The 19,576-nt window shown below is 55.3% G+C and carries 13 protein-coding genes; 8 read left to right on the top strand and 5 right to left on the bottom strand.

The window, feature by feature from the left end; all coding sequences use genetic code 11:
- Nucleotides 1–24 precede the first annotated feature (24 nt).
- Nucleotides 25–2,469 carry a DsrE/DsrF/DrsH-like family protein gene (locus tag NQZ67_RS10175; RefSeq protein WP_257445137.1) on the bottom strand — a complete coding sequence of 815 codons (2,445 nt, stop codon included), beginning with the start codon at nt 2,467–2,469 and terminating at the stop codon, nt 25–27.
- On the bottom strand, nt 2,466–2,756 hold the full coding sequence (locus NQZ67_RS10170; protein WP_257445135.1) for an ArsR/SmtB family transcription factor: 291 nt from the start codon (nt 2,754–2,756) through the stop codon (nt 2,466–2,468). The genes NQZ67_RS10175 and NQZ67_RS10170 overlap by 4 nt, the downstream gene beginning before the upstream one ends.
- A 227-nt stretch (nt 2,757–2,983) precedes the next feature.
- Between NQZ67_RS10170 and NQZ67_RS10165 the strand changes: the two genes are divergently transcribed.
- Complete coding sequence (locus tag NQZ67_RS10165; protein WP_257445133.1) at nt 2,984–3,640, top strand: NAD(P)/FAD-dependent oxidoreductase; 657 nt, start codon at nt 2,984–2,986, stop codon at nt 3,638–3,640.
- Nucleotides 3,624–3,995, top strand: coding sequence for a thioredoxin family protein (locus NQZ67_RS10160; RefSeq protein ID WP_257445131.1), 372 nt, complete (start codon nt 3,624–3,626; stop codon nt 3,993–3,995). The genes NQZ67_RS10165 and NQZ67_RS10160 overlap by 17 nt, the downstream gene beginning before the upstream one ends.
- 65 nt (nt 3,996–4,060) lie before the next feature.
- Here NQZ67_RS10160 and NQZ67_RS10155 read toward each other — a convergent pair whose 3' ends face one another.
- The 3 genes from NQZ67_RS10155 to NQZ67_RS10145 all read right to left on the bottom strand — a co-directional run bounded on the left by NQZ67_RS10155 (nt 4,061) and on the right by NQZ67_RS10145 (nt 7,865).
- A complete protein-coding gene (locus tag NQZ67_RS10155; RefSeq protein ID WP_257445129.1) occupies nt 4,061–4,477 on the bottom strand; it encodes a hypothetical protein in 417 nt (138 codons plus the stop codon).
- Between the two features lie 587 nt (nt 4,478–5,064).
- On the bottom strand, nt 5,065–6,879 hold the full coding sequence (locus NQZ67_RS10150) for a glycoside hydrolase family 43 protein (protein WP_257445127.1): 1,815 nt from the start codon (nt 6,877–6,879) through the stop codon (nt 5,065–5,067).
- Between the two features lie 101 nt (nt 6,880–6,980).
- Nucleotides 6,981–7,865: an AraC family transcriptional regulator gene (locus tag NQZ67_RS10145; RefSeq protein WP_257445125.1), complete on the bottom strand. Its 885-nt coding sequence runs from the start codon at nt 7,863–7,865 to the stop codon at nt 6,981–6,983.
- Between the two features lie 357 nt (nt 7,866–8,222).
- Between NQZ67_RS10145 and NQZ67_RS10140 the strand changes: the two genes are divergently transcribed.
- The 6 genes from NQZ67_RS10140 to NQZ67_RS10115 all read left to right on the top strand — a co-directional run bounded on the left by NQZ67_RS10140 (nt 8,223) and on the right by NQZ67_RS10115 (nt 19,553).
- The gene (locus tag NQZ67_RS10140; RefSeq protein WP_257445124.1) at nt 8,223–11,018 is read left to right on the top strand and encodes a beta-galactosidase; all 2,796 of its coding nucleotides are present in this window, start codon (nt 8,223–8,225) and stop codon (nt 11,016–11,018) included.
- Nucleotides 11,019–11,092: 74 nt separating this feature from the next.
- Nucleotides 11,093–12,550: a glycoside hydrolase family 30 protein gene (locus tag NQZ67_RS10135; protein ID WP_257445122.1), complete on the top strand. Its 1,458-nt coding sequence runs from the start codon at nt 11,093–11,095 to the stop codon at nt 12,548–12,550.
- A 92-nt stretch (nt 12,551–12,642) separates the two neighbouring features.
- On the top strand, nt 12,643–14,715 hold the full coding sequence (locus NQZ67_RS10130; protein ID WP_257445120.1) for an immunoglobulin-like domain-containing protein: 2,073 nt from the start codon (nt 12,643–12,645) through the stop codon (nt 14,713–14,715).
- An 84-nt stretch (nt 14,716–14,799) separates the two neighbouring features.
- The gene (locus tag NQZ67_RS10125; protein WP_257445118.1) at nt 14,800–17,703 is read left to right on the top strand and encodes an extracellular solute-binding protein; all 2,904 of its coding nucleotides are present in this window, start codon (nt 14,800–14,802) and stop codon (nt 17,701–17,703) included.
- Between the two features lie 7 nt (nt 17,704–17,710).
- Nucleotides 17,711–18,661 carry a carbohydrate ABC transporter permease gene (locus NQZ67_RS10120; protein ID WP_257445117.1) on the top strand — a complete coding sequence of 317 codons (951 nt, stop codon included), beginning with the start codon at nt 17,711–17,713 and terminating at the stop codon, nt 18,659–18,661.
- The gene (locus NQZ67_RS10115; protein ID WP_257445115.1) at nt 18,654–19,553 is read left to right on the top strand and encodes a carbohydrate ABC transporter permease; all 900 of its coding nucleotides are present in this window, start codon (nt 18,654–18,656) and stop codon (nt 19,551–19,553) included. The genes NQZ67_RS10120 and NQZ67_RS10115 overlap by 8 nt, the downstream gene beginning before the upstream one ends.
- The last annotated feature ends 23 nt before the right edge of the window (nt 19,554–19,576 follow it).

Below are 19,576 nucleotides of genomic sequence, written 5' to 3'. Positions count from 1 at the left end.
ATGGATTAAGGCGGATTGTGTCCATTATATAAACAAATTAATGCCCGATTGATCGGCCTTACCCAGGTAATAGCCAACGCCGCCGATTTTGACGCCGTCGATCAGCTCTTCTTTCTGGATGCCCATGACATCCATCGACATTTGGCAAGCGACCACCTCGACCCCTTGGTCTATCGCGGTTGCTATCAATTCTTCCAGCGATGATATGTTTTTCCCTTTCATCACGCCCCGGATCATTTTGGTGCCTAAGCCCATCATGTTCATTCTGGACAGGGAAAGCTTCTTGCTGCCGCGAGGCATCATGAGCCCGAACATGCGGCCGATAAAGCTTTTCGCAACCGAAACCTTCTCCGGCTTTCGAATCACGTTAAGTCCCCAGAAGGTGAAGAACATCGTGACCTTCTTCCCGCTGGCTGCCGCTCCGTTCGCGATAATGAAGGAAGCGATCGCTTTGTCGAGATCGCCGCTGAACACAACCATCGAGCTGCCGTCCGGACGCGCTGAAGCATCGGCGGAAGCGGAAGGGAAGACGGGAGCGCCTTTTCTTACATACGCTTCAATCATACCGTTTTCGGTCCTGCCGACTTGGAAGGCTTCGTTGCCCGACATTTGCGCCCATGCCCGAATATCCTCGTAAAATCCGGGATCGGATGCCGTTGCGCGCAGCACTTGCCCCGGCTTCAGCTGATCCATCTTTTGTTTCACTTCGATTAGCGGACCTGGGCAGGATAAGCCGCAAGCATCCAATTCCATATCGGCGCGTGTCTCGTAATGCTCCTGCTCGACTGCCGCCGCTGTCAGTTGATGATTATCCAAGCCTTGCGGTTGATAGGTCGCCATTTTATACGTTTTGTAGCCTCCGGTTAAATTTCGTACGCGAAATCCCTTCTGCTGCAAAATGCGAGACGCGGTGTAGCCTCGTAACCCAACCTGGCAGTACACCCAGATTTCCTTGTTCGGATCTAGCTCGCCCAAGCGGTCGCGCAGCTCGTCAACGGGAAGCAGGAGCGATCTCGGAATATGGCCGTTGTTGTGCTCTATTTCAGTACGAACGTCAACGAGTGTCATTTTGCTCGGATCGAAGTTCTTCAAATCCTGCGGCAAGAAAACTTGAGTTCGGCCTTCTAAGATATTCTCCGCGGTATAGCCAGCCATGTTCACAGGATCTTTGGCCGAAGAATAAGGAGGCGCGTAGGTAAGCTCAAGCTCTGTCAAGTCTTTCACCGTGCCCCGAAGCCGAATGACGGTTGCGATATCGTCGATTCGCTTGTCCACGCCCGCAGATCCGACGGCTTGAGCGCCAAGAATCGTGCCCTCCTGATTAAAGATCAGCTTGATCGTGATAGGAGTGGCTCCAGGATAATAAGAGGCATGCGAGCTGGGATGCACATACGTCACTTGGTACGGGATGCCTAGCTGCTGCAGCGTTTTTTCATTATTGCCGGTAGCCGCGCCTGTCAGGCCGAACACTTTAATGATGGAGGTTCCTTGCGATCCTTTGTAGGTCGTGCCTAACCCGCAAACATTATCGGCTGCGATCCGGCCTTGCTTGTTAGCCGGACCGGCGAGCGGGATAGCCGTCTTCCGCCCATTAACGAAATCAACCACTTCGATCGCGTCGCCGACGGCATATACGCCATCCAGATTCGTTTCCAGCTTTTCGTTGACGACGATGTGGCCTTTCGGCGTGAACGCAAGTCCGCTGTCCTTCAAAAAGCCGGTATCGGGCGCAACTCCGATCGCGAGCAGAACGATGTCGCTTGTCAAGACCGCACCGCTAGCAAGCACGATTTGGATTTGCTCTCCCGTTTCCTTGAAGGACTGCGCGCTGTCCGAGAAGATCAGATTGACGCCATGCTGTTCGAGCTCCTTCGCAAGCATGTGAGACATCTCAATATCGAATGGGGCAAGCAGCTGCGATCCCGACTGGACTAAGGTGACTTCGAGTCCAATCTCCTTCAAATTTTCGGCCATTTCCACGCCGATGAAACCGCCGCCTATCACGACTGCCGATTTCGTGTTCGAATCGACAACGCGGTTTTTGATGCGGTCCGTGTCGGCAACGTTGCGTAAAGTCAATATTTTGGAGCTTTCCACACCTGGAAGAGATGGACGAATAGGCTTCGCTCCCGGAGATAAAATAAGGTAGTCGTAGCTTTCGTCGTACGCGCCGCGTTCTTTGCTGCTTACGCGTACGGTTTTGCGAGCGGGATCAATGGCTGTTACCTCGCTCTCGGTCCGAATGTCGAGATTAAAGCGCTTATGCATTCCTTCCGGCGTCTGCACAAGCAATTTGGACCGGTCCTTGATGGCATCTCCGATATAGTAAGGCAAGCCGCAATTGGCAAAAGAAATATGTTCGTCTCTCTCGAACATGACAATGTGCGCTTCTTCATCTAAGCGGCGAAGCCGCGCTGCGGCCGATGCGCCTCCGGCGACACCGCCGACAATCAATACTTTTTTGCTCATGATGATTCCTCCCCGAAGAAAACTCTTATGATGTCTTTGACTCTCTCGTCGGCAATCGTGTAGTTGACCTCGAGACCGTTGCGTTCCGTGGCGACAATTCCAAAGTGGCGAAGCTTCTGCAAATGCTGGGATACGGTAGACTGCGGCAGGTCCAGACATTCCTGCATATAGCCGACGTTGCAATGGCCTTTCTGAAGCAGACCCTTCACAATGCAGAGGCGGACAGGATGAGCCAGTGCCTTCAATATATCCGAAGCTTCGTTGAACCGATTAAAATTGTTATCCATTTCGGAAGCACCTCGTATTTTTAAAATCAATATATCGTAATATTACGATATTGTGATAAAAAAATCAACCCGCTGCCTGAACCAGCAAATTGATTTATTGTTATTATAGGGTAGGGGGGTAATTTTTTGATTGACAATTATACGGTGTGGGGGTATTCTGGAGTCGGCAAGGTGACGTTCGCGAATGAATAGGTGCAGCGTTACCAACCTATAGGAGGGAAACCATTATGGGAGAGGTTGTCAAGATTGCAGTCAATCCGACGATACAAGTAGGAGGAACCCTCTTCACCCCGGCGCAGCTGGCGGCAATCGGCGCTTTGGCAGGTGAAGAAGCGAAGATCGAGATGACGCCGTTTAAGCAGCTTTATATAGAAGTGCCGTTCGATCGTCGTGAACATATCGTCAATGAGTTAAGAAATGCCGGCCTTGAAATAACCCCGCCGGGCTTCGTCGTAAAGAGCTTAATCGCTTGCAACTTTTGCAAAGGCGCGGAAGAGGCAGGTTTAGAAACGGCGCTCTTCCTGAACGAAGCCATTGCGGGAATCGAAACGCCGGTACCCTTGAAGGTCGGGTTTGCGGGCTGCGGACTCGGCACGAGTGAGCCTCTGCTGAAGGACATCGGGATCGTCAAGATGAGGGACACCTTCGATATATACGTAGGCGGAGAACCGAAAGGACTTAAAGCTTCAGTCGCCAAACGGCTTGCATCCGGGATATCGGGAGATGATCTTGTCTCAGCGATTACGGCTATTATCGATTACTACAAGGCAAATGCCAAAGGCAAAGAAAAGTTCAGCAGGTTCGTCGACCGTGTCTCGCTTGAGGCTCTGCGGCGGATTATCGGAACGTACACGGGAGAAACAATTAATGAAAAAGCTGATTGAATTAACATCGATGGAGATGATTGAAAAATTTCTTGAAAATCATGAAATGGCTTTTATATATATATCCAGACCGGAGTGCAGCGTATGTCATGCTCTGCTTCCTAAGCTAAGAGAGCTGTTGGAGGATTACCCGCGAATTCATCTAGGTCATATTCATGCCAATCAAGTGGAAGAGGTAGCGGAAAAGTTTTTGATATTTACCGTTCCGATTATGCTCCTGATTATCGATCGGAAGGAGTATATACGAGAGGATCGGTTTGTTCGATTGGATCGATTACAGGAAAGGCTGGATCAGATTTACGAGATTTACGATCCCCACGATTCCAGACAAACGGAACGCCATCACGAAATGTGATGGCGTTATTCGTATGGGCGGCATGGAGGAGAAAGCCATCTTCGTTAGCAGCTGTTCCTCTTGTCTCACGGCTTCTTCCTTCTCATCCAAACGAATAGGCCAAGCAACCCCAGCGCTATTCCTAATCCAATCATCCATGTCAGATTCGGCAAGCTATCGTTTGGATTCTGCTCGGGAGCTGACGACGGTTGTTTTTTTGCTTCCACCCCGAGGCTCAGCTTCACTTGCTTGGTCGGTAATTTCTCTTCGCTAAGAGCTCCAAGAAGGTTGATATCCTCCCCCGATAGGTTCAGCGCCGAGGTCCGATCGCAAATAATGGAGGTAAGCTGCATTTCACCATACATATCCGATAAGCTGGCATAGACCAGATATTCATTGCCCGCTTGAAATTTAAATCCGCAATCTCCGCCGCCGCTTCCCGTGTGAATGACGACTTGTGAATCCGGTCCGCCTTTCCATATCCGATCTACTTCGAATAGCACAGCCGTATTCGACCGATTCCGTTGCTGCTCGACTTCCAGTACGCGTCCGGCAAAGACGGCTTCAGAACGGTTGAATTCATCCTCTACCGAATTAGGCTGTGCACAGGAGCAAGCATACGCAGTCGAAGGGAGCGATGAGGCTAGAACCACAAATAGGATACAAACAACAATGGATAAAAGGAATCCTCTTCGAATTTCAATGACCTCCCCTGGGATGCAATCTTATGGGAATAAACGAAAAGGTACAACACTTTGTTGCACGTTGATCTCATATATCTCTCACACGTGAGAAGTCGAGCAAAGATACGGAACATGTCTGATGCTAACGGAACTAGGGGCCTTTATTCATCTGAAAATGAAGTCATTGGAGTGGCTAGCGGAACTGAGCGCCTTTATTACGCAACTTTTGATTAGAATCGCCATGAAAACAGGGGAATAACGTCGCTCATTTCCGTTAACCGTTGAAATAAAGCCGATTTATTCGAAATAGGGTCGCTCATTTCCGTTAGCCATCAGCATCCATGGTAGCGGCATAGAAAAGGGCTCCGCCACTTAGCGGAGCCCTAATTTCCGTTTTACCTTATCTTCTAGAGCCGTACCGGCTGCATCAGCCCGTCTTCGCCGAAGAGGAGGGGGGCGATGCACGTCTCGCGATGGAAGCCTTTCCCTTCCGTGAAGCGGGAAAGCGGCGTGACGAAACGATGATAGGCGATCCAATATTGATCGCTATCCGGATCACGAAGGATCGAATGATGGCCGGTGCCGAGCATCTCCTTCTCTTCGTTCTTCGCCAGGATCGTGCCGCGGTACTCGACGGGTCCGTACAGCTTATCCGACGTGCCATAGTTGACATGGTAATCCTCGCTTCCGGTGTCGTCGCAGGACCACGTGAAGTGGTACAGTCCGCCGCGCTTCAGTACGGTCACCGCCTCCCGGAAGTCGTGCAGGCCGTCGATATTGGCCATCGTATCCTCGAGCACGCTCACCATATCTTCCCCGAGCTGCACGATGGCGCCGTGACTGTTGCCGAACAGCAGGTACGGCGTGCCGTCTTCCTCGAAATAAACGGACGGATCGATCGCTTGACCCATGGCGATTCCGAGCCGCTTCATTTGATCCATTGTAAGGAGAGGCTCCGGCATCGCGCGGAACGGCCCCACAGGCGTTTCGGCAACCGCCGCGCCGATGGCGCTTTGCCCGCTTGGCAGCTTGCCGCAGAAATAATAATAGTAGCTCCCGTTCTTGGTGGCGATGGCCGGAGCCCATGCGCTTCCGACAGCCCAAGGCACGTCGTCGGTGGCGAGATCCAGGATCATGCCCTCGTCCTTCCAGAGGCGCAGATCATCCGATGAGAACACGCGAAACGCGGTACCCGACCAGCCCGTGAAGCCATCCGTCGTCGGATAGATATAGTAGCGGCCGTCGAACTTCGCGATGTCGGGATCGGCGAATTGGCCGGGCAGAACCTGATGGCCGTCGCCGAAGGCCGCCAGCAGGCGGGCGCATTCCTCGCCCGTAATCGGCAGGACGCCGCCGTGGCGTTTTTTCGTCTTCCCGAGGTCGAACGCCTCATCCGGAAGCACCCGGAATTCGCCGCCGTCCAGGTCGGAGGTTAAGAGCGGCAGGTAGCCTTTTCCTTCGGCGAATCGGTCTACGATCAGGCACCATTCCTCGCGGCCGTTCAGCTTGTAAATTTGCGGGCCTTCCACCCCGAACAAGCTCTCGAGCGCCGGAACGCGCAGGGGGACGAACGAAGACTTGTCCAGCGAGGCGCCTTTCTCGACGACGATGTTCTTCGTCGTTTCGTCCTTGGAGAAACGGTAATAAGCGCCGTTATGGGCGATGATGGTCGTATCGATGATATGGCTATCACGCTCGATGTAAATGTCGGCCGGCGTGAAGCTGCGGAAATCCTTGGTGCGGGAGCTGTAAATTTTATGCTTCCGTTCCTGCTCGTCCGGTCCCTGCGTCGCGGAGGCCCAGAACACGAGAAACTCGTCGGCGGCCTCGTCGTATACGGCTTCCGGCGCCCATACGCAGCCAGCGCCTGGAACGCCGATCGTGACGGCCCGCGGCTCAGACCAGCGGACCAAATCCGCCGATTCCCACACGATAATGTCCCGGCTTCCCGCCTCGACGGCGGCTCCCCAGCCTTTGCCGCTCGCGATTCGAAGGTCCGTGGCGATCAGGTAGAACTTGTCCTCCTTGGGCGAGCGGATAAGGAACGGGTCCCGCGCTCCCTTCTCGCCGAGCTCGGAACGGAGTACCGGCAAGCCGCCGTTCAAGTCCTTCCAGTGAAGGCCGTTCTCGCTGTAGGAGAAGTACACTTGCTCTCCGTCCGGCTGCTCGCCGATAAAGTGAACCATGAGATAGCCTGTATATTCAGGATGATGTACGGACAAATGGAGCCCTCCTTATAGCCATATATGAAATTATCATAGTTGAAAACGCCTTCTATTTTCCACAACAAAAATGGTCGCCCATAGCACAAAATTGCTCTCTATTAATCAAAAAAAAGCTTGTTGAACTGCAGGTGATTCCCCGCCGCGCGGTAATCTCCCGGCGTACCGCCGGTCAGCTTCTTAAACACTTTGATATAATAGCTGCCCGTAGAATAACCGACCGTCTCCGCGATCAGATCAATGCTCCAGTCGGTCGTCCGGAGCAGCTCGATCGACCGTTCGATTCGTTTCCGGTTCACGTATTCGTTGGGGGTCATGCCGACATGCCTCGCGAACGTTCGCAGGAAGTGAAATTTGGAAACGCCCAGCTGAGCGGCAAGCTGCTCTTGGCCCAGACTTTGACCATAATTCGCGTCAAGGTACTGAACCGCCTTCCGGACAAGCTCGGGCCGCTGCTCGGGAGACTGGCCGACGGCCGCGCAGGCTCTACGCAATTCGATGACGAATTGATAGACGAACGCGGAGGCTTTATAGGCGTCTGTTATTTTGCCGTAATGCGCCGCATAGAACATGTCTTTGAGCGCCTGAATCGGCAAGCTGCCCGCATCGAACGAAGGGGAGTGACCGATCGCGGAGACGATCTCCTCCCACAGCGGCGTTATCAGGACGGGGCGAAACAAAACGAAATAAAACTCCCACGGCTCGGAGCCTCCGGGATGATAATAACGGTGATTTCCGGGAATTTCCGTAAGGAACGCCCGGCCTGAGTGAATCCGCTCGGGCGTTCCCTCGTATTCGAATATCCCCTCGCCCTGCACGGTGTACTGAAACAGATATAAGGGGCCGTCCGACCGCGTCAGGCCGTCCCAGTCGTAGGAAGAATCGCGGATCGTTTCGTGTCCCACGGCGTACAGGCTGCATAACGGCTGGTTTGGAAGGTCGTTGAACCGAAAGCCGTAAATGCCCAGCGGAGCTTCGAGTCTCATGCTCTCCCTCTTTTTCTTCGAGTTATTTTTATATCAAAATAGTCATAAACATAGTACCATACAAAAAGGCTGCGAGGGGAGGGAACGCGTCCGGTTGCGCCCGACTCGAAAATTTTTCCAAAGCAATGATTGACAGACGATAAATCCAGAATATAGAATAGCATTATCAAAAATGAAACCCCTTTCACAGATGACGACGAGCAAAGCGCGACTTCCTCGTTCTTTTTTTTACCCGTTATGAAACCCGTTACATGTAACAGGTTTCATAATGCGGCAAATTGGAGGAAGAATCGGCAGAAATCGCCCAGGAAGTCATGAAACCCCTTACAAAAACTTCGCGAACACGGAGGATGACCAATGGAATCGAACGCTTCGGCCATGTCGCCGGTACACCTCTCTTCGAACGTATTCCGTATTCAAGGAAAGTCAGAAATCGTTCTTTGCGCGTCGCTGTTCTACTTCCGAATCCCGAGGGCGCTCTGGCGCGAGAGAATGCTTCAGCTGAAGTCATTCGGGTATAACTGCATCGACGTCTATTTTCCCTGGAATTATCACGAGCAGCGGGAAGGCGAATGGGATTTCTCCGGCGAGAAGGATATCCGCGCATTTTTGGAGACGGCATCGGAGGTCGGGCTGCGGGTGCTGGCGCGTCCGGGGCCTTACATTTGCTCCGAGTGGGACGGAGGGGCGCTGCCGGCTTACCTCTACGGGGAGGAGGGCATGGCGATAAGAGACAATAACCCGGCGTTTCTTCGCGCGGCAGCGAAGTGGTTCGACCGCATTATCCCCATTCTGAGCAGCTTCCAGATCGGCGGAGGCGGGACGATCGTCGCCGTACAGCTCGACAACGAGCTGGATTTCTTCGGATGCGCGGACCCTCTAGGATACATATCGGCGCTTAGGGATATGGCGGTCGAGCGGGGCATAACGGTGCCGTTGATCGCCTGCGCCGGACAGGGCGGCCTGCTCGAAGCCTCGGGGCTTGCGGACGGAGTGGTGCCTACCTGCAATTTCTATCCGAATGACCGCGATCCCGCCTTCGAGGAGAAGGTCGGCAGCTATCAATCGCTTCTTGAAGGCATGGGACATCCGCTGCTCGTGACGGAAACGAATCGTTCCCACTTTCTGCTTAGAAGGCTGCTGTCCCGCGGAGCCAAGCTGCTGGGGCCGTACCTGCAAGTGTCCGGAACGGATTTCGGCTTCACGAACGCCACGAATAATTGGGGAAAGCCGCTCGCGTTTCTAACCTCCGATTACGATTTCGGAGGCATGATCTCGCCGGAAGGGCACGTGCGCCCGGAAGCTTACGAGGGAAGACTGATGGCCCGAATGATTGCGGCGTACGGCGCCTCGTTGGCGGAAGCCGAACCTGCGGCGGCGGACGCCGTCCAGACGATCGCATCGCCGAGGGAAGCCGTGGCGGGATGTCACGCGCTGAAGCTTCGCGACGGCGGATATCTTGGCTTCGTCTCAAGCGTAGCGGACGCTCCGGCGGAAGCGTCCTTCGAATTCGGCGGCATGCGGCTTCCTCAGCGCTCAAAGCTTGTTCTGAACCGTTGGCGCTCGGTCGCGCTGCCGCTTGGCGTTCCACTCCGCACGTGGGGAATCGAAGGAACGCTCTTGTACGCCACGGCCGAACTTTGCGATTGCCGATCAAGCGCCTCGGGAACGACTCTCGTCTTCCATACCGATAGCGAAGGGGAGATCGCCCTCCGGATCGAAGGATCAACGATTCTGGAAGCAGTCCCTTTGAGCACGGACGAGACGGAGGGCACGATGGTATGGACGTTCGATGCGAGCAAGCCCGCCTACTGCAAGATCGCTCTCCCGGACGGGAAGCTGCTGCAGCTTATCGCGGTCGAGCGCTCGAAAGCGTTGATGATCGAAGAGGTCAGGGAGGACGGCGAAATTCTATTCGGGCAGAAGCTCGAATATGCCAAAGAGGCCGCTCCGCTTCCGATTCCATGGTCATTCTCTTCGATACCGGCGAATAAGCCGATAGCCGGCAGCAGCAGCCACGGCGCTATCGCAGGCGAAGCCGACTTCCTGGAAGTCTACGGTATATATCGAGGCTATGCCTGGTACGAGACGAAGACGGAGCCGAACCTGGCCGAGAGGCGCCAAGGCATTCTCGTTCGCCAAGCAAGCGACGTCATCTCGCTATATGCAGGGAATACCTACATATCCACCATCGTCCCTGGCGGGTCCAGCCGGTATGTTCCGCTTGATTCAAAAACCGAAGGCGATGTCCTAACGGTCAGGGCGGAGATTTGGGGGCATAGCAATTTCGACGACATACGGCTTCCCTCGCTGCGTCTGCACGCGATGAAAGGCTTGAAGGGTCTCGTATCGGTTACGAACGTAACCCCGCTGAGAGGCAATTGGCGGGTAAAAGCCGTAAACGATCGGACGCTCCAAGAGGAGCTTGTCGGCAGAGAGGCGGACGATTCCTTGTGGCCGATCGTAGGCTTCGGAGGCTGGTTATCGGCGGCGCGGCCCGCCCTTGAATATTATCGCAACAGCTTCGCCGCCGCGAGCGACTTGGATTCGTGGACGGTTCACTTCGATGGGATAGAGGTGCCGGCTAAGGTTTACGTGGACGGGAATGACGCGGGGCCGGTTACGCCGTCGGAGCCATTCGTGGACATCACATCCTTCGTTAAGCCTGGAGAGCAAGTGCAGCTGACGGTGTTCGTCGAGAGACTGCCCGGCTTATCCTCCGGGAGGGTGATCCTCTACGAAGGCGTATCCGCCAAGGAGTGGCGAATCTCCTCCTGTCAGGAAGAGCAGCTTCTGGCCGACGCCGGAGCGATTCGGGACGCGGCGCAGATCGATCTTCCCCTCGCCATGAAGGCCGGCGAGATGGCCTGGCTGCTGGGAGAGGTTGGCGAGTCGAATGAAGGGAAGGGGTGGAGAGTTAAGGCGAGAGGCTCGAATTTGAAAATGTCGGTGCTCTTCGGCGGGCAGCTCGTAGGCCGCCTATGGCTGCAAGGCAGCCGCTCGCGTCCGGCCTTCACGGGAGGCTCTCAGGACTCCTTCTACTTGCCGGGGCCTTGGTTCCAGGAACAATCGAACCGGCTCGCCATTCTGCTGGAAGCGTTGGATGGAGAGGAGCCAGCCTTGCTTCAGGACTTGTCATTCATTCCCGTGTAACAAATAACTGGAATTGTAAGCGCTTAATGTAACCCGTTTCATTAACGATCGCAGTCAGAGGAAGGGGCGGCAAAGTGGGATTATCGAAAAGACAGCTCGCTGTCGGATTCATCTGGTTCGCAATTTGCGGCGCCGTGGTCCTCTTGCTTGCGCTGCCCCCGGCGCCGAAACCCGGCGCGGAACCAAACGAACCAACCGATGAAGGGAGCAGCAGCATGGGACCAAAAATCACGCTTGATTACAACGCCGTCCATCAAAGCATCGACGGCTTCGGAGCCTCGGGCGCCTGGTGGTCGCAGGAGGTCGGCGGCTGGGATAACCTCGAGCCAATCATGGATCTGTTGTACGACGAAGAGAAAGGAATCGGCCTCAACATTTACCGGTACAACATCGGTGCCGGCAAGCCGGCGGTCGCGAGCGATCCTTGGCGCACGACCGAGACGGTGGAGGTATCGCCGGGCGTATACGACCTGGACCGGGACAAAAACGCGATTCTGGCGATGAAGGAGGCGGCGAAGCGCGGAGCGGATATCGTATTGTTCGCCAACAGTCCGCCGGCGAGGCTGACGGTATCGGGCTACTCCTCGGGCGAACCGACCGGGAAATCGAATCTGCCTCCGGAGAACGAGGACGAATTCGCGAAGTACCTTGTCGATATTACGGAGCTGTTCGTCAAGGAAGGCGTGCCGGTCAAATATTTAAGCCCGATCAACGAACCGCAATGGGAATGGAAGAGCGGCCAGGAGGGCTGCCATTATGAGCCGGAGCAGGTTATCAGCCTATCCCGGAAGGTGGCGCTGGAGCTGGAGGCGAGGAACCTGCCCGTCAAGCTGCTGATCGCCGAATCCGGCGCTTGGAACGATCCCGAGTATACGCTCACGATGTATAAGCGAATTATGAGCGACGACGTGCTCTCGCGGCACATCGACGCGTATGCGGTGCATTCGTATTGGTCGAGCGCGAAGGATAAGGAGATCGCCGCGGAATATTTCTCGCAATTCGAGAACATGCTTCCGCTGCATCAGACCGAATGGTGCGAGATGCTGAACGGCAACGCGGCGAGCATGGAAGCGGCTCTCGTGCTGGCGAGAACGATTCACGAGGATATGACGATCCTGTCGGTGTCGACATGGGAGCAGTGGCTGGCGGTGGCCAAAGGCGATTACCGGGATGCCCTAGTGTACGTGGACCCGGCAACCAAGCAATTCGGCACCGCCAAGAGAATGTGGAGCTTCGGCAATTATTCCAAATTCATTAAAGCAGGTTATCACCGGATCGGAGCCTCGAGCGAAGACGGCGAGGTGCTCGCCACCGCCTACGCGAGTCCCGAAGGAGACCGGACCGTTATCGTAGCGGTCAATCCCGCCAAGGAAGAGAAAACGGTCGCGTTCGAGGAAATTCGAGGGAAGAAGACGGAGATTTACGAGACGTCCGAAGCGCATGATCTGGACCTCGTGAAGGAGGTGAGCGGGCTCGAAGGTTACGTTCTGCCGCCTGAGTCTGTAACGACGTTCGTTGTTCAGGCCGAGTAGTCTCGTTTTTTGTTAGATCGGGTTCGGAAGGTTCGGTTTAAGCGGACTTATTGAACAACCTCTGTAAGCTGAAATCATAGGGAGGATCGAAAATGGCAAACAAACAAAAAAAGATTTCCACGCTGTTCCTGGTACTCGCATTATTCTTCACCGTTCTAACCGGCTGTAAGGATTCGAATGGCAACGCCCCTGCGGCATCGCCCGAACAAAGCAAAGCGGCGGAAGCGACGGCGACGCCGACGGACGACGGGGGAGGCGGGGAGCCAACCGTCATCGTGTTCGGTACTCACTGGCAGGCTGGAGACGATCCGAATTGGAAGGATCCCGTAACCGGCGAGCCGGGTATGGCGCCGGAGCAGCTGCTCGCCAGACAGAAGGCGCAGGAAGCCGTCTTAAGCGAGCTGAACGTCGAGATTCAATGGCTGCAGTACCCGAGCGACCTGAGGGAATCGCTGCTCAAGTCGGTGCTCGCGAACGCGCCGCTCGTCGACGTCGCCCTGCTATGGGGCGGGTCGCAAGGAACCCTGATCGGCCAGAACATCTTCCAGCCGCTGGACGAATACGAGAGCATCTTCAGCGATCCGGACGACGCCTGGATGCTTGGCGACCAGATGTTCGGCGGCAAGTACTTCCTGAACTATATTCTGGATTTCGTGAACGCGTGGCCGCTCGTCTACAACATCTCTTACTTGGATAAGGTCGACGCCCTCAAAGAAAACGGCCAGACGGTATATCCTCATGATCTGTGGAAGCAAGGGAAGTGGACTTGGTCCGCGTTCGAGGATTACTTGACGAAGGTCAATGAATATTACGCGAACAAGATGTCGCCGGTCCGCACGGACGTGCCGATCAAGGCGTTCCAAACGGACTACCGTTACACCGCGTTCCAAGCGATTCACGCGAACGGCGGAGCCGTATACGGCGCCGACGGCCTGACGGCCGATTCGCCGGAAGCGAAGGAAGCCGTCGTATATCTCGACGGGCTCATGTCCAAAAACCTGATGATGTCGTCAAGATACGGCGAAGATACCTCCGTCCCCGGATGGACGTGGAACGGAAGCGACTTCGGCAACGGCGAAACCGTGTTCACGAACATGGTGCCGTGGCTGTCGAACGGAGCGGGCCAGACGCTGGCTTCCCGCGGGGAGTCGATGGGTATCGTGCCGTTCCCGAGACCGGACGACATTCCGGCAGACGATCCGAAATACGGCCAGGTAATCTTCCCGAACAACCAGTTTGCCGTCTTGAAAGGCTTGTCCAAGGAGAAGACGGAGCTTGCCCTGAAGGCGTACAAGATTTATTGGTCGACCGTCTACAAGACGCTGGCCAGCAGCGACAAGGCGCTGGACTTCTTCGAGAAGCAGGCGAAGAACACGGCGATCAATTACGGCTTCGACGTGACGAACGAGCAATACGGCGAAGCGGTTATGGAAGCGTTCGTCGGCATCTCCGGCAGCAGCCCGAACGAATACGCGACGATCATGCCATGGGGCGGCATGTGGACGGATACGATCCTGGGCAATTCGTTGTACGGATTGAACGGCTCGCCGAAGTACGCGGGCGCGATCGACGCGCAGAAGAACGTCATTCTCGACTCGATGGCCGCCGTGGAACAAACGATAGGCTCCGGCCAGTCCAAGGATAATATGCCTCCGACCTTCGCGACGACCGGCGTGCCGATCGCCGTGCCGGCAGGCACGGATCCTTCGACGCTGAAATGGGAGACGTACGTGAAAGCGACGGACGGCATCGACGGAGAGCTTCCGATTGCCAATGTAACGGTAGATGTCTCCACGGTCAAATTCGATACCGTCGGCAAGTACGACGGAGGCCTCGCGTTGTCCGTCAAGGACGCGGCCGGCAACGAAGGAAAAACCTCGTACGCCGTCATCGTCTACGATCCGAACAACACGACGCCGCCGACCATTACCGCGAAGGCGGATTATCGCAAGGTGAAGGTCGATGAAGATGCTTCCGTCATCAACTGGGGCAATGATTTCGTCGAGCAGGCCGTCGACAAGGACGGCTTCGACCTGAAGAGCAATATTACGGCGGATATCGGAAGTCTCGACGTGACGACGCCAGGCACCTACGACGTGGCGCTCACCGTTACGGACTTCGCCGGCAATACCGCGAATCTGACGATTGCGGTAACCGTCGAATAATTGTCAATCGCACAATAGCTACAAGCTGCGGGTGCTATGATGCGAATCATAGCACCGCGCAGTCATAAATGGAGGGTCCTGGGTATGTCCATGATGAAGAGGATGTTTGTGTACGGGGTTCTGACATTGTTGGTATTTGTCATGTTCATATCCGCGATGGGAGCGGGAGGCGCGAATGTCGTATCGGCGGCCGCATCCGCAGATCGGCAAGCCTATACCGAAGAATCCTATGGCGCGTACCTCGAGAGCAACGGGTATGACGGCAAGATGGCATCGTCCGAGATCAAGGTGGACACCGCGTCCTACGAGGCCTCGGCCGACATGGAAGCGAGCCTGGAGAACGGCGCCGTCGTAACCGGAGAGAGCGGCGCGATTACATGGAAGGTGCAAGTGCGAGAGGCCGGGTTTTACAATGTGGCGGTCACTTACGTGCCTGCCGAGGGAACGAATTCGAAGATCGAAAGAAAGCTGTATATCGATAATGAAAGCTTGTTTAACGGCATGAATCAATTGATATTCCATCGAGTGTGGGACAACAGCGGCGGCATCGCGGAGAAGGACGGGAACGAAATCCGTCCGGTCGCGGTGGAGAAACCAGAGCCGATGACGGTATATATGAATGACTCGCGGAAGAGAAGCCTGGAGCCCTACAAATTTTATTTGAGCGCGGGAACGCATACGCTGACCTTCGAATCGGTGAAGGAGCCGATGAAGATTCTCGATATTACGCTGAGAGCGGCGCCGGTAACGAAGCCGTACGCGGACGTCGTCCAGGAATGGAAGCAGACCTACAAGGTTTACGAAGGCGCGAATCTGGTCTATCAAGCGGAACGAACGGACGGTCATACGATCGGAATCGAGAAATCGTCGGTCGATATTATGCTGACCACCGATTACAGCAATCCGCAGACCGTTCCCTATCATCCTTATAAAATCAAGCTGAACACGATCGGCGGCACGAGCTGGAGAACGCCGGGCGACTTCCTGACCTGGCGCGTCGACGTGCCGGAGGAGGGGCTGTACCGCATTTCCTTCCGCGGCGCGCAGAGCTCGAATCGCGGCGTCATGTCGTACCGGCAGCTGAAGGTGAACGGGGAGGTTCCATTCAGCGAAGCGGCGGCCATACCGTTCGCCTTTCAATCCGGCTTCGTTCATTATGTGCCCGGCAACGGCGATGAGGATTTCCTCATCCCTCTGAAGCAAGGAGAGAATACGATTTCGCTGGAGGTCGTCTTAGGCGATTTCGCGATGCCGCTCTCGGAGGTGGAGAAGAGCGTATTCATCCTGAACGATCTCTATCGCAAGACGGTGCAAATAACCGGAGTCGTGCCGGATCGCTACATCGATTACGAGATTACGAAGAAAATACCGAATTACGCGGAAACGCTTCGCGCGGAGAGCGAGCGGCTGAAGAAGGTCGTTGACGAGCTCGTGAGAATCACCGGCGAGAAGGGCGAGAAAACGGCTATGATCGAAAAGATGCAGGTGCAGGCCGAACGGTTAAGCCTGAAGCCGGAGGATGTGATTACGGAGCTGGCCACGATGGAGAACAATATTTCTTCGCTTGGCACATGGATCACGTCGATCTCGGAAATGCCGTTACAGCTGGACAGCTTTACGTTGTCCGCGCCGGAAGCCAAGCTGCCGGACGCGGAGCCGAACGGGTTTGTTCGCGGCTATTACGGCACGGTCAGGTTCCTATCGACGTTCTTCGTGGACGAAACGATGATTTCCGAAGAATCGCAGGATAACGCCATCAAGGTATGGATCGCGGCCGGACGCGATCAGGCGCAGGTCATCAAAGATCTGATCGATCAAGGCTTCACGCCGAATTCGAATATTCCGGTCGAGCTGCAGCTGATTCCGGAGGATGTCATTCTTCCGGCGACGCTTGCGGGCAACGGGCCCGATGTCGCCCTTGCCGTGCCGCAGGCGACGGTCGTCAACTTCGCCATGCGGAGCGCCCTGGCGGACTTGTCGAAGCTGGAAGGCTTCGAAGAGATCCGCGGCCAATTCGACGACAGCACGTGGAACACGGTTTCCTACGAGGACGGAATATATGGTCTTCCCGAGCAATCCTCCTTCTTGATGATGTTCTACCGCAAGGATATTTTGGATCAGCTCGGGCTGGAGCCGCCGGAGACGTGGGATGAGGTCGAGCATGTCATCTCCGTTCTCCACGCGAACAACTATGACTTCTACATTCCCGGCCAAGAGCTTTATCCGTCGCTCGTCTATCAGCACGGCGGAGATTTGTACCAGGGAAGCGACGCCGATTACGGCATCAAGAGCGGTCTGATCGAGGACGAAGCGATGAGCGCGTTTAACCTCGTCACGAGGTTCTTCACGAGCTATCGGCTGCCCGTATCCGCCGATTTCCCGAACCGGTTCCGAACCGGAGCCATGCCCGTCGGGATCGCGCCGTATACGACCTACAATCAGCTCGAGGTGTTCGCGCCCGAGATTAGAGGGCTGTGGTCCTTCGCTCCGATACCGGGAGTCGAAGGGGAGGACGGCGAGGTGAACCATACGGCGCTCGCGACGACGATCGACAGCATCATGTTGGAAGCCTCGGACAAGAAAGAGGAAGCATGGGCGTTCATGAAGTGGTGGATCGAGGCGGACACGCAAGCGGCTTACGCTAACGCGCTCGAATCCGTAATGGGCTCCGCCGCGAGATATCCGACGGCGAACGTCGAGGTTCTGGAACGGCTGCCTTGGGCAACCAAGGACTCGGAGCAATTGATACGGCAGTTCGGGGACGCGGTGGGCTTCCCCGAGGTGCCGGGGGGCTATATGACGCCGAGAGCCATTGATTACGCGTTCCGTTCCGTCGTGACGAGCGGAAGGAATCCGCGGGAAGCGCTGTACATGAATATTAAGCAGATCGATCAGGAGCTTACGAAGAAGCGCAAAGAGTTCCATCTATCCTACAGCGAGGACCCCGCGAGCCGTATGACGGGTCGGAATCCACAGATAGAGGAGTAAGGTGAGTATGCAGAGTAAGGTGAATATGCGGACGAGTCGCAAGCCTGTCGCAAGAACCCGAGGAGAGACGTCGATCGCGAACGTCTGGAGGAAGCATAAGGAAAAATATTTGCTTCTGCTGCCGTTCTCCGTCATCTTCGTCGTGTTTACCGTGATCCCGGTCATCACTTCGATCGTAATCAGCTTCACGTCGTTCAATATGCTAGAGCTGCCGACGTTCGTCGGGTTCGGCAATTATATCAATCTGATCGTGAACGACGACGTGTTCCTGATCGCCGTCAAGAACACGCTGTTCTTCGCGCTTATTACCGGTCCGATCAGCTACATTATGTGCTTCGTTTTCTCTTGGCTGATCAACGAATTGACGCCGAAGGTGCGCGCGGTCATGACGCTGGTATTCTACGCGCCTTCGATTTCGGGGAACGCCTATCTGATCTGGAAGCTCATCTTCTCGTCGGATATGTACGGTTATTCCAATGCTTGGCTGATGAAGCTCGGCTTCATCAGCGAGCCGATTCTATGGTTCGACAAGAAGGAATACGTGTTCCCGATTCTTATCCTGGTGCAGCTATGGCTCAGTCTCGGCGTCAGCTTCCTGGCGTTCATCGCGGGGCTGCAGAACGTGGACCGGACGTTGTACGAAGCCGGCCAGATCGACGGCATCCGTAACCGCTGGCAGGAGCTTTGGTTCATCACTCTCCCGTCCATGAAGCCGCAGCTGCTGTTCGGTGCCGTCATGCAAATAACGAGCTCGCTGTCCGTCTCGCAAATTTCGATCGAGCTTGCGGGCTTCCCGTCGGTCGAATACGCGGGACACACGATTCTGACGCATCTGCACGACTACGGCTTCATCCGGTACGAGATGGGCTACGCGTCGGCGATCGCGACCATTCTGTTCTTCATTATGGTATTCACCAACATCATCGTGCAGAAAGCACTCAGAAGGGTAGGTGTTTAGGGTGCAAGTCGTTCCCGCAGTCATAAGAAAAGCGTATCTATCCCGGAAATTCAAGCGCAGGAACCGAAGCATCTTCGGCGACTTCACCCTGACCTTCTTCCTGGGCATTTTCGGCTTGTTCAGCGTTTGGCCGCTCATCTTCATCATTAATAACGCGTTCAAGCCGCTGAACGAAATTTTTATCTTCCCGCCGAACTTGTTCGTGCAGAACCCGACGATGACGAACTTCCAGGATCTGCTCATCATTATCGGGAACTCCTGGATTCCGATGTCCCGGTATTTGTTCAACACGTTGTTCCTCACGGCGGCAGGCACGGCCGGAACGGTCATTATCGGCTCCATGGCGGCCTTCCCGCTGGCGAAATACGTGTTCCCGGGCTCGAAGACGATGTCGAAGCTGATCGTGTATTCCTTGATGTTCAACGGTACCGTAACCGCCCTTCCGAACTACGTAATCATGTCGAAGCTGAATATGATCGACAGCTACTGGGCCGTCATCCTTCCGTCGATCGGCGGCACGCTCGGGCTGTTCCTCATGCTGAACTTTATGGTTCAGGTGCCCGACGCCCTGATCGAAGCGGCCAAGATCGACGGAGCGAGCGAATTTACGATCTTCTGGCGGGTCATGATGCCGCTGTCCAAAGCGGCCTGGATTACGCTGATCATTCTATCCTTCCAGAACTTCTGGGGGACGACCGGCGGCGGATTTATATTGAGCGAGAAGCTGAAGCCGATCAGCTACGCGCTGTCGCAGATCGTTAATGCGGGCGTAGCCCGGACGGGGGTCGCGTCGGCCGTCACGCTCATCATGCTGGTCGTGCCGGTGGCGGTCTTCATCTTCTCCCAGAGCAACGTCATTCAGACCATGGCCACGACGGGCATCAAAGAATAATGCAATCGGAAAGGAGAGACCCG

The organism is Paenibacillus soyae (assembly GCF_024623455.1).
GTDB lineage: Bacteria > Bacillota > Bacilli > Paenibacillales > Paenibacillaceae > Pristimantibacillus > Pristimantibacillus soyae.
This window is presented reverse-complemented; position numbering and strand designations above follow the sequence as displayed.

Coding starts and splice junctions, on each gene's coding strand:
- NQZ67_RS10130 (WP_257445120.1), top strand. CDS start 12,643: ATGGCAAACAAACAAAAAAAGATTTCCACGCTGTTCCTGGTACTCGCA.
- NQZ67_RS10125 (WP_257445118.1), top strand. CDS start 14,800: ATGTCCATGATGAAGAGGATGTTTGTGTACGGGGTTCTGACATTGTTG.
- NQZ67_RS10120 (WP_257445117.1), top strand. CDS start 17,711: ATGCAGAGTAAGGTGAATATGCGGACGAGTCGCAAGCCTGTCGCAAGA.
- NQZ67_RS10170 (WP_257445135.1), bottom strand. CDS start 2,756: ATGGATAACAATTTTAATCGGTTCAACGAAGCTTCGGATATATTGAAG.
- NQZ67_RS10145 (WP_257445125.1), bottom strand. CDS start 7,865: ATGAGACTCGAAGCTCCGCTGGGCATTTACGGCTTTCGGTTCAACGAC.
- NQZ67_RS10175 (WP_257445137.1), bottom strand. CDS start 2,469: ATGAGCAAAAAAGTATTGATTGTCGGCGGTGTCGCCGGAGGCGCATCG.
- NQZ67_RS10140 (WP_257445124.1), top strand. CDS start 8,223: ATGGAATCGAACGCTTCGGCCATGTCGCCGGTACACCTCTCTTCGAAC.
- NQZ67_RS10160 (WP_257445131.1), top strand. CDS start 3,624: ATGAAAAAGCTGATTGAATTAACATCGATGGAGATGATTGAAAAATTT.
- NQZ67_RS10165 (WP_257445133.1), top strand. CDS start 2,984: ATGGGAGAGGTTGTCAAGATTGCAGTCAATCCGACGATACAAGTAGGA.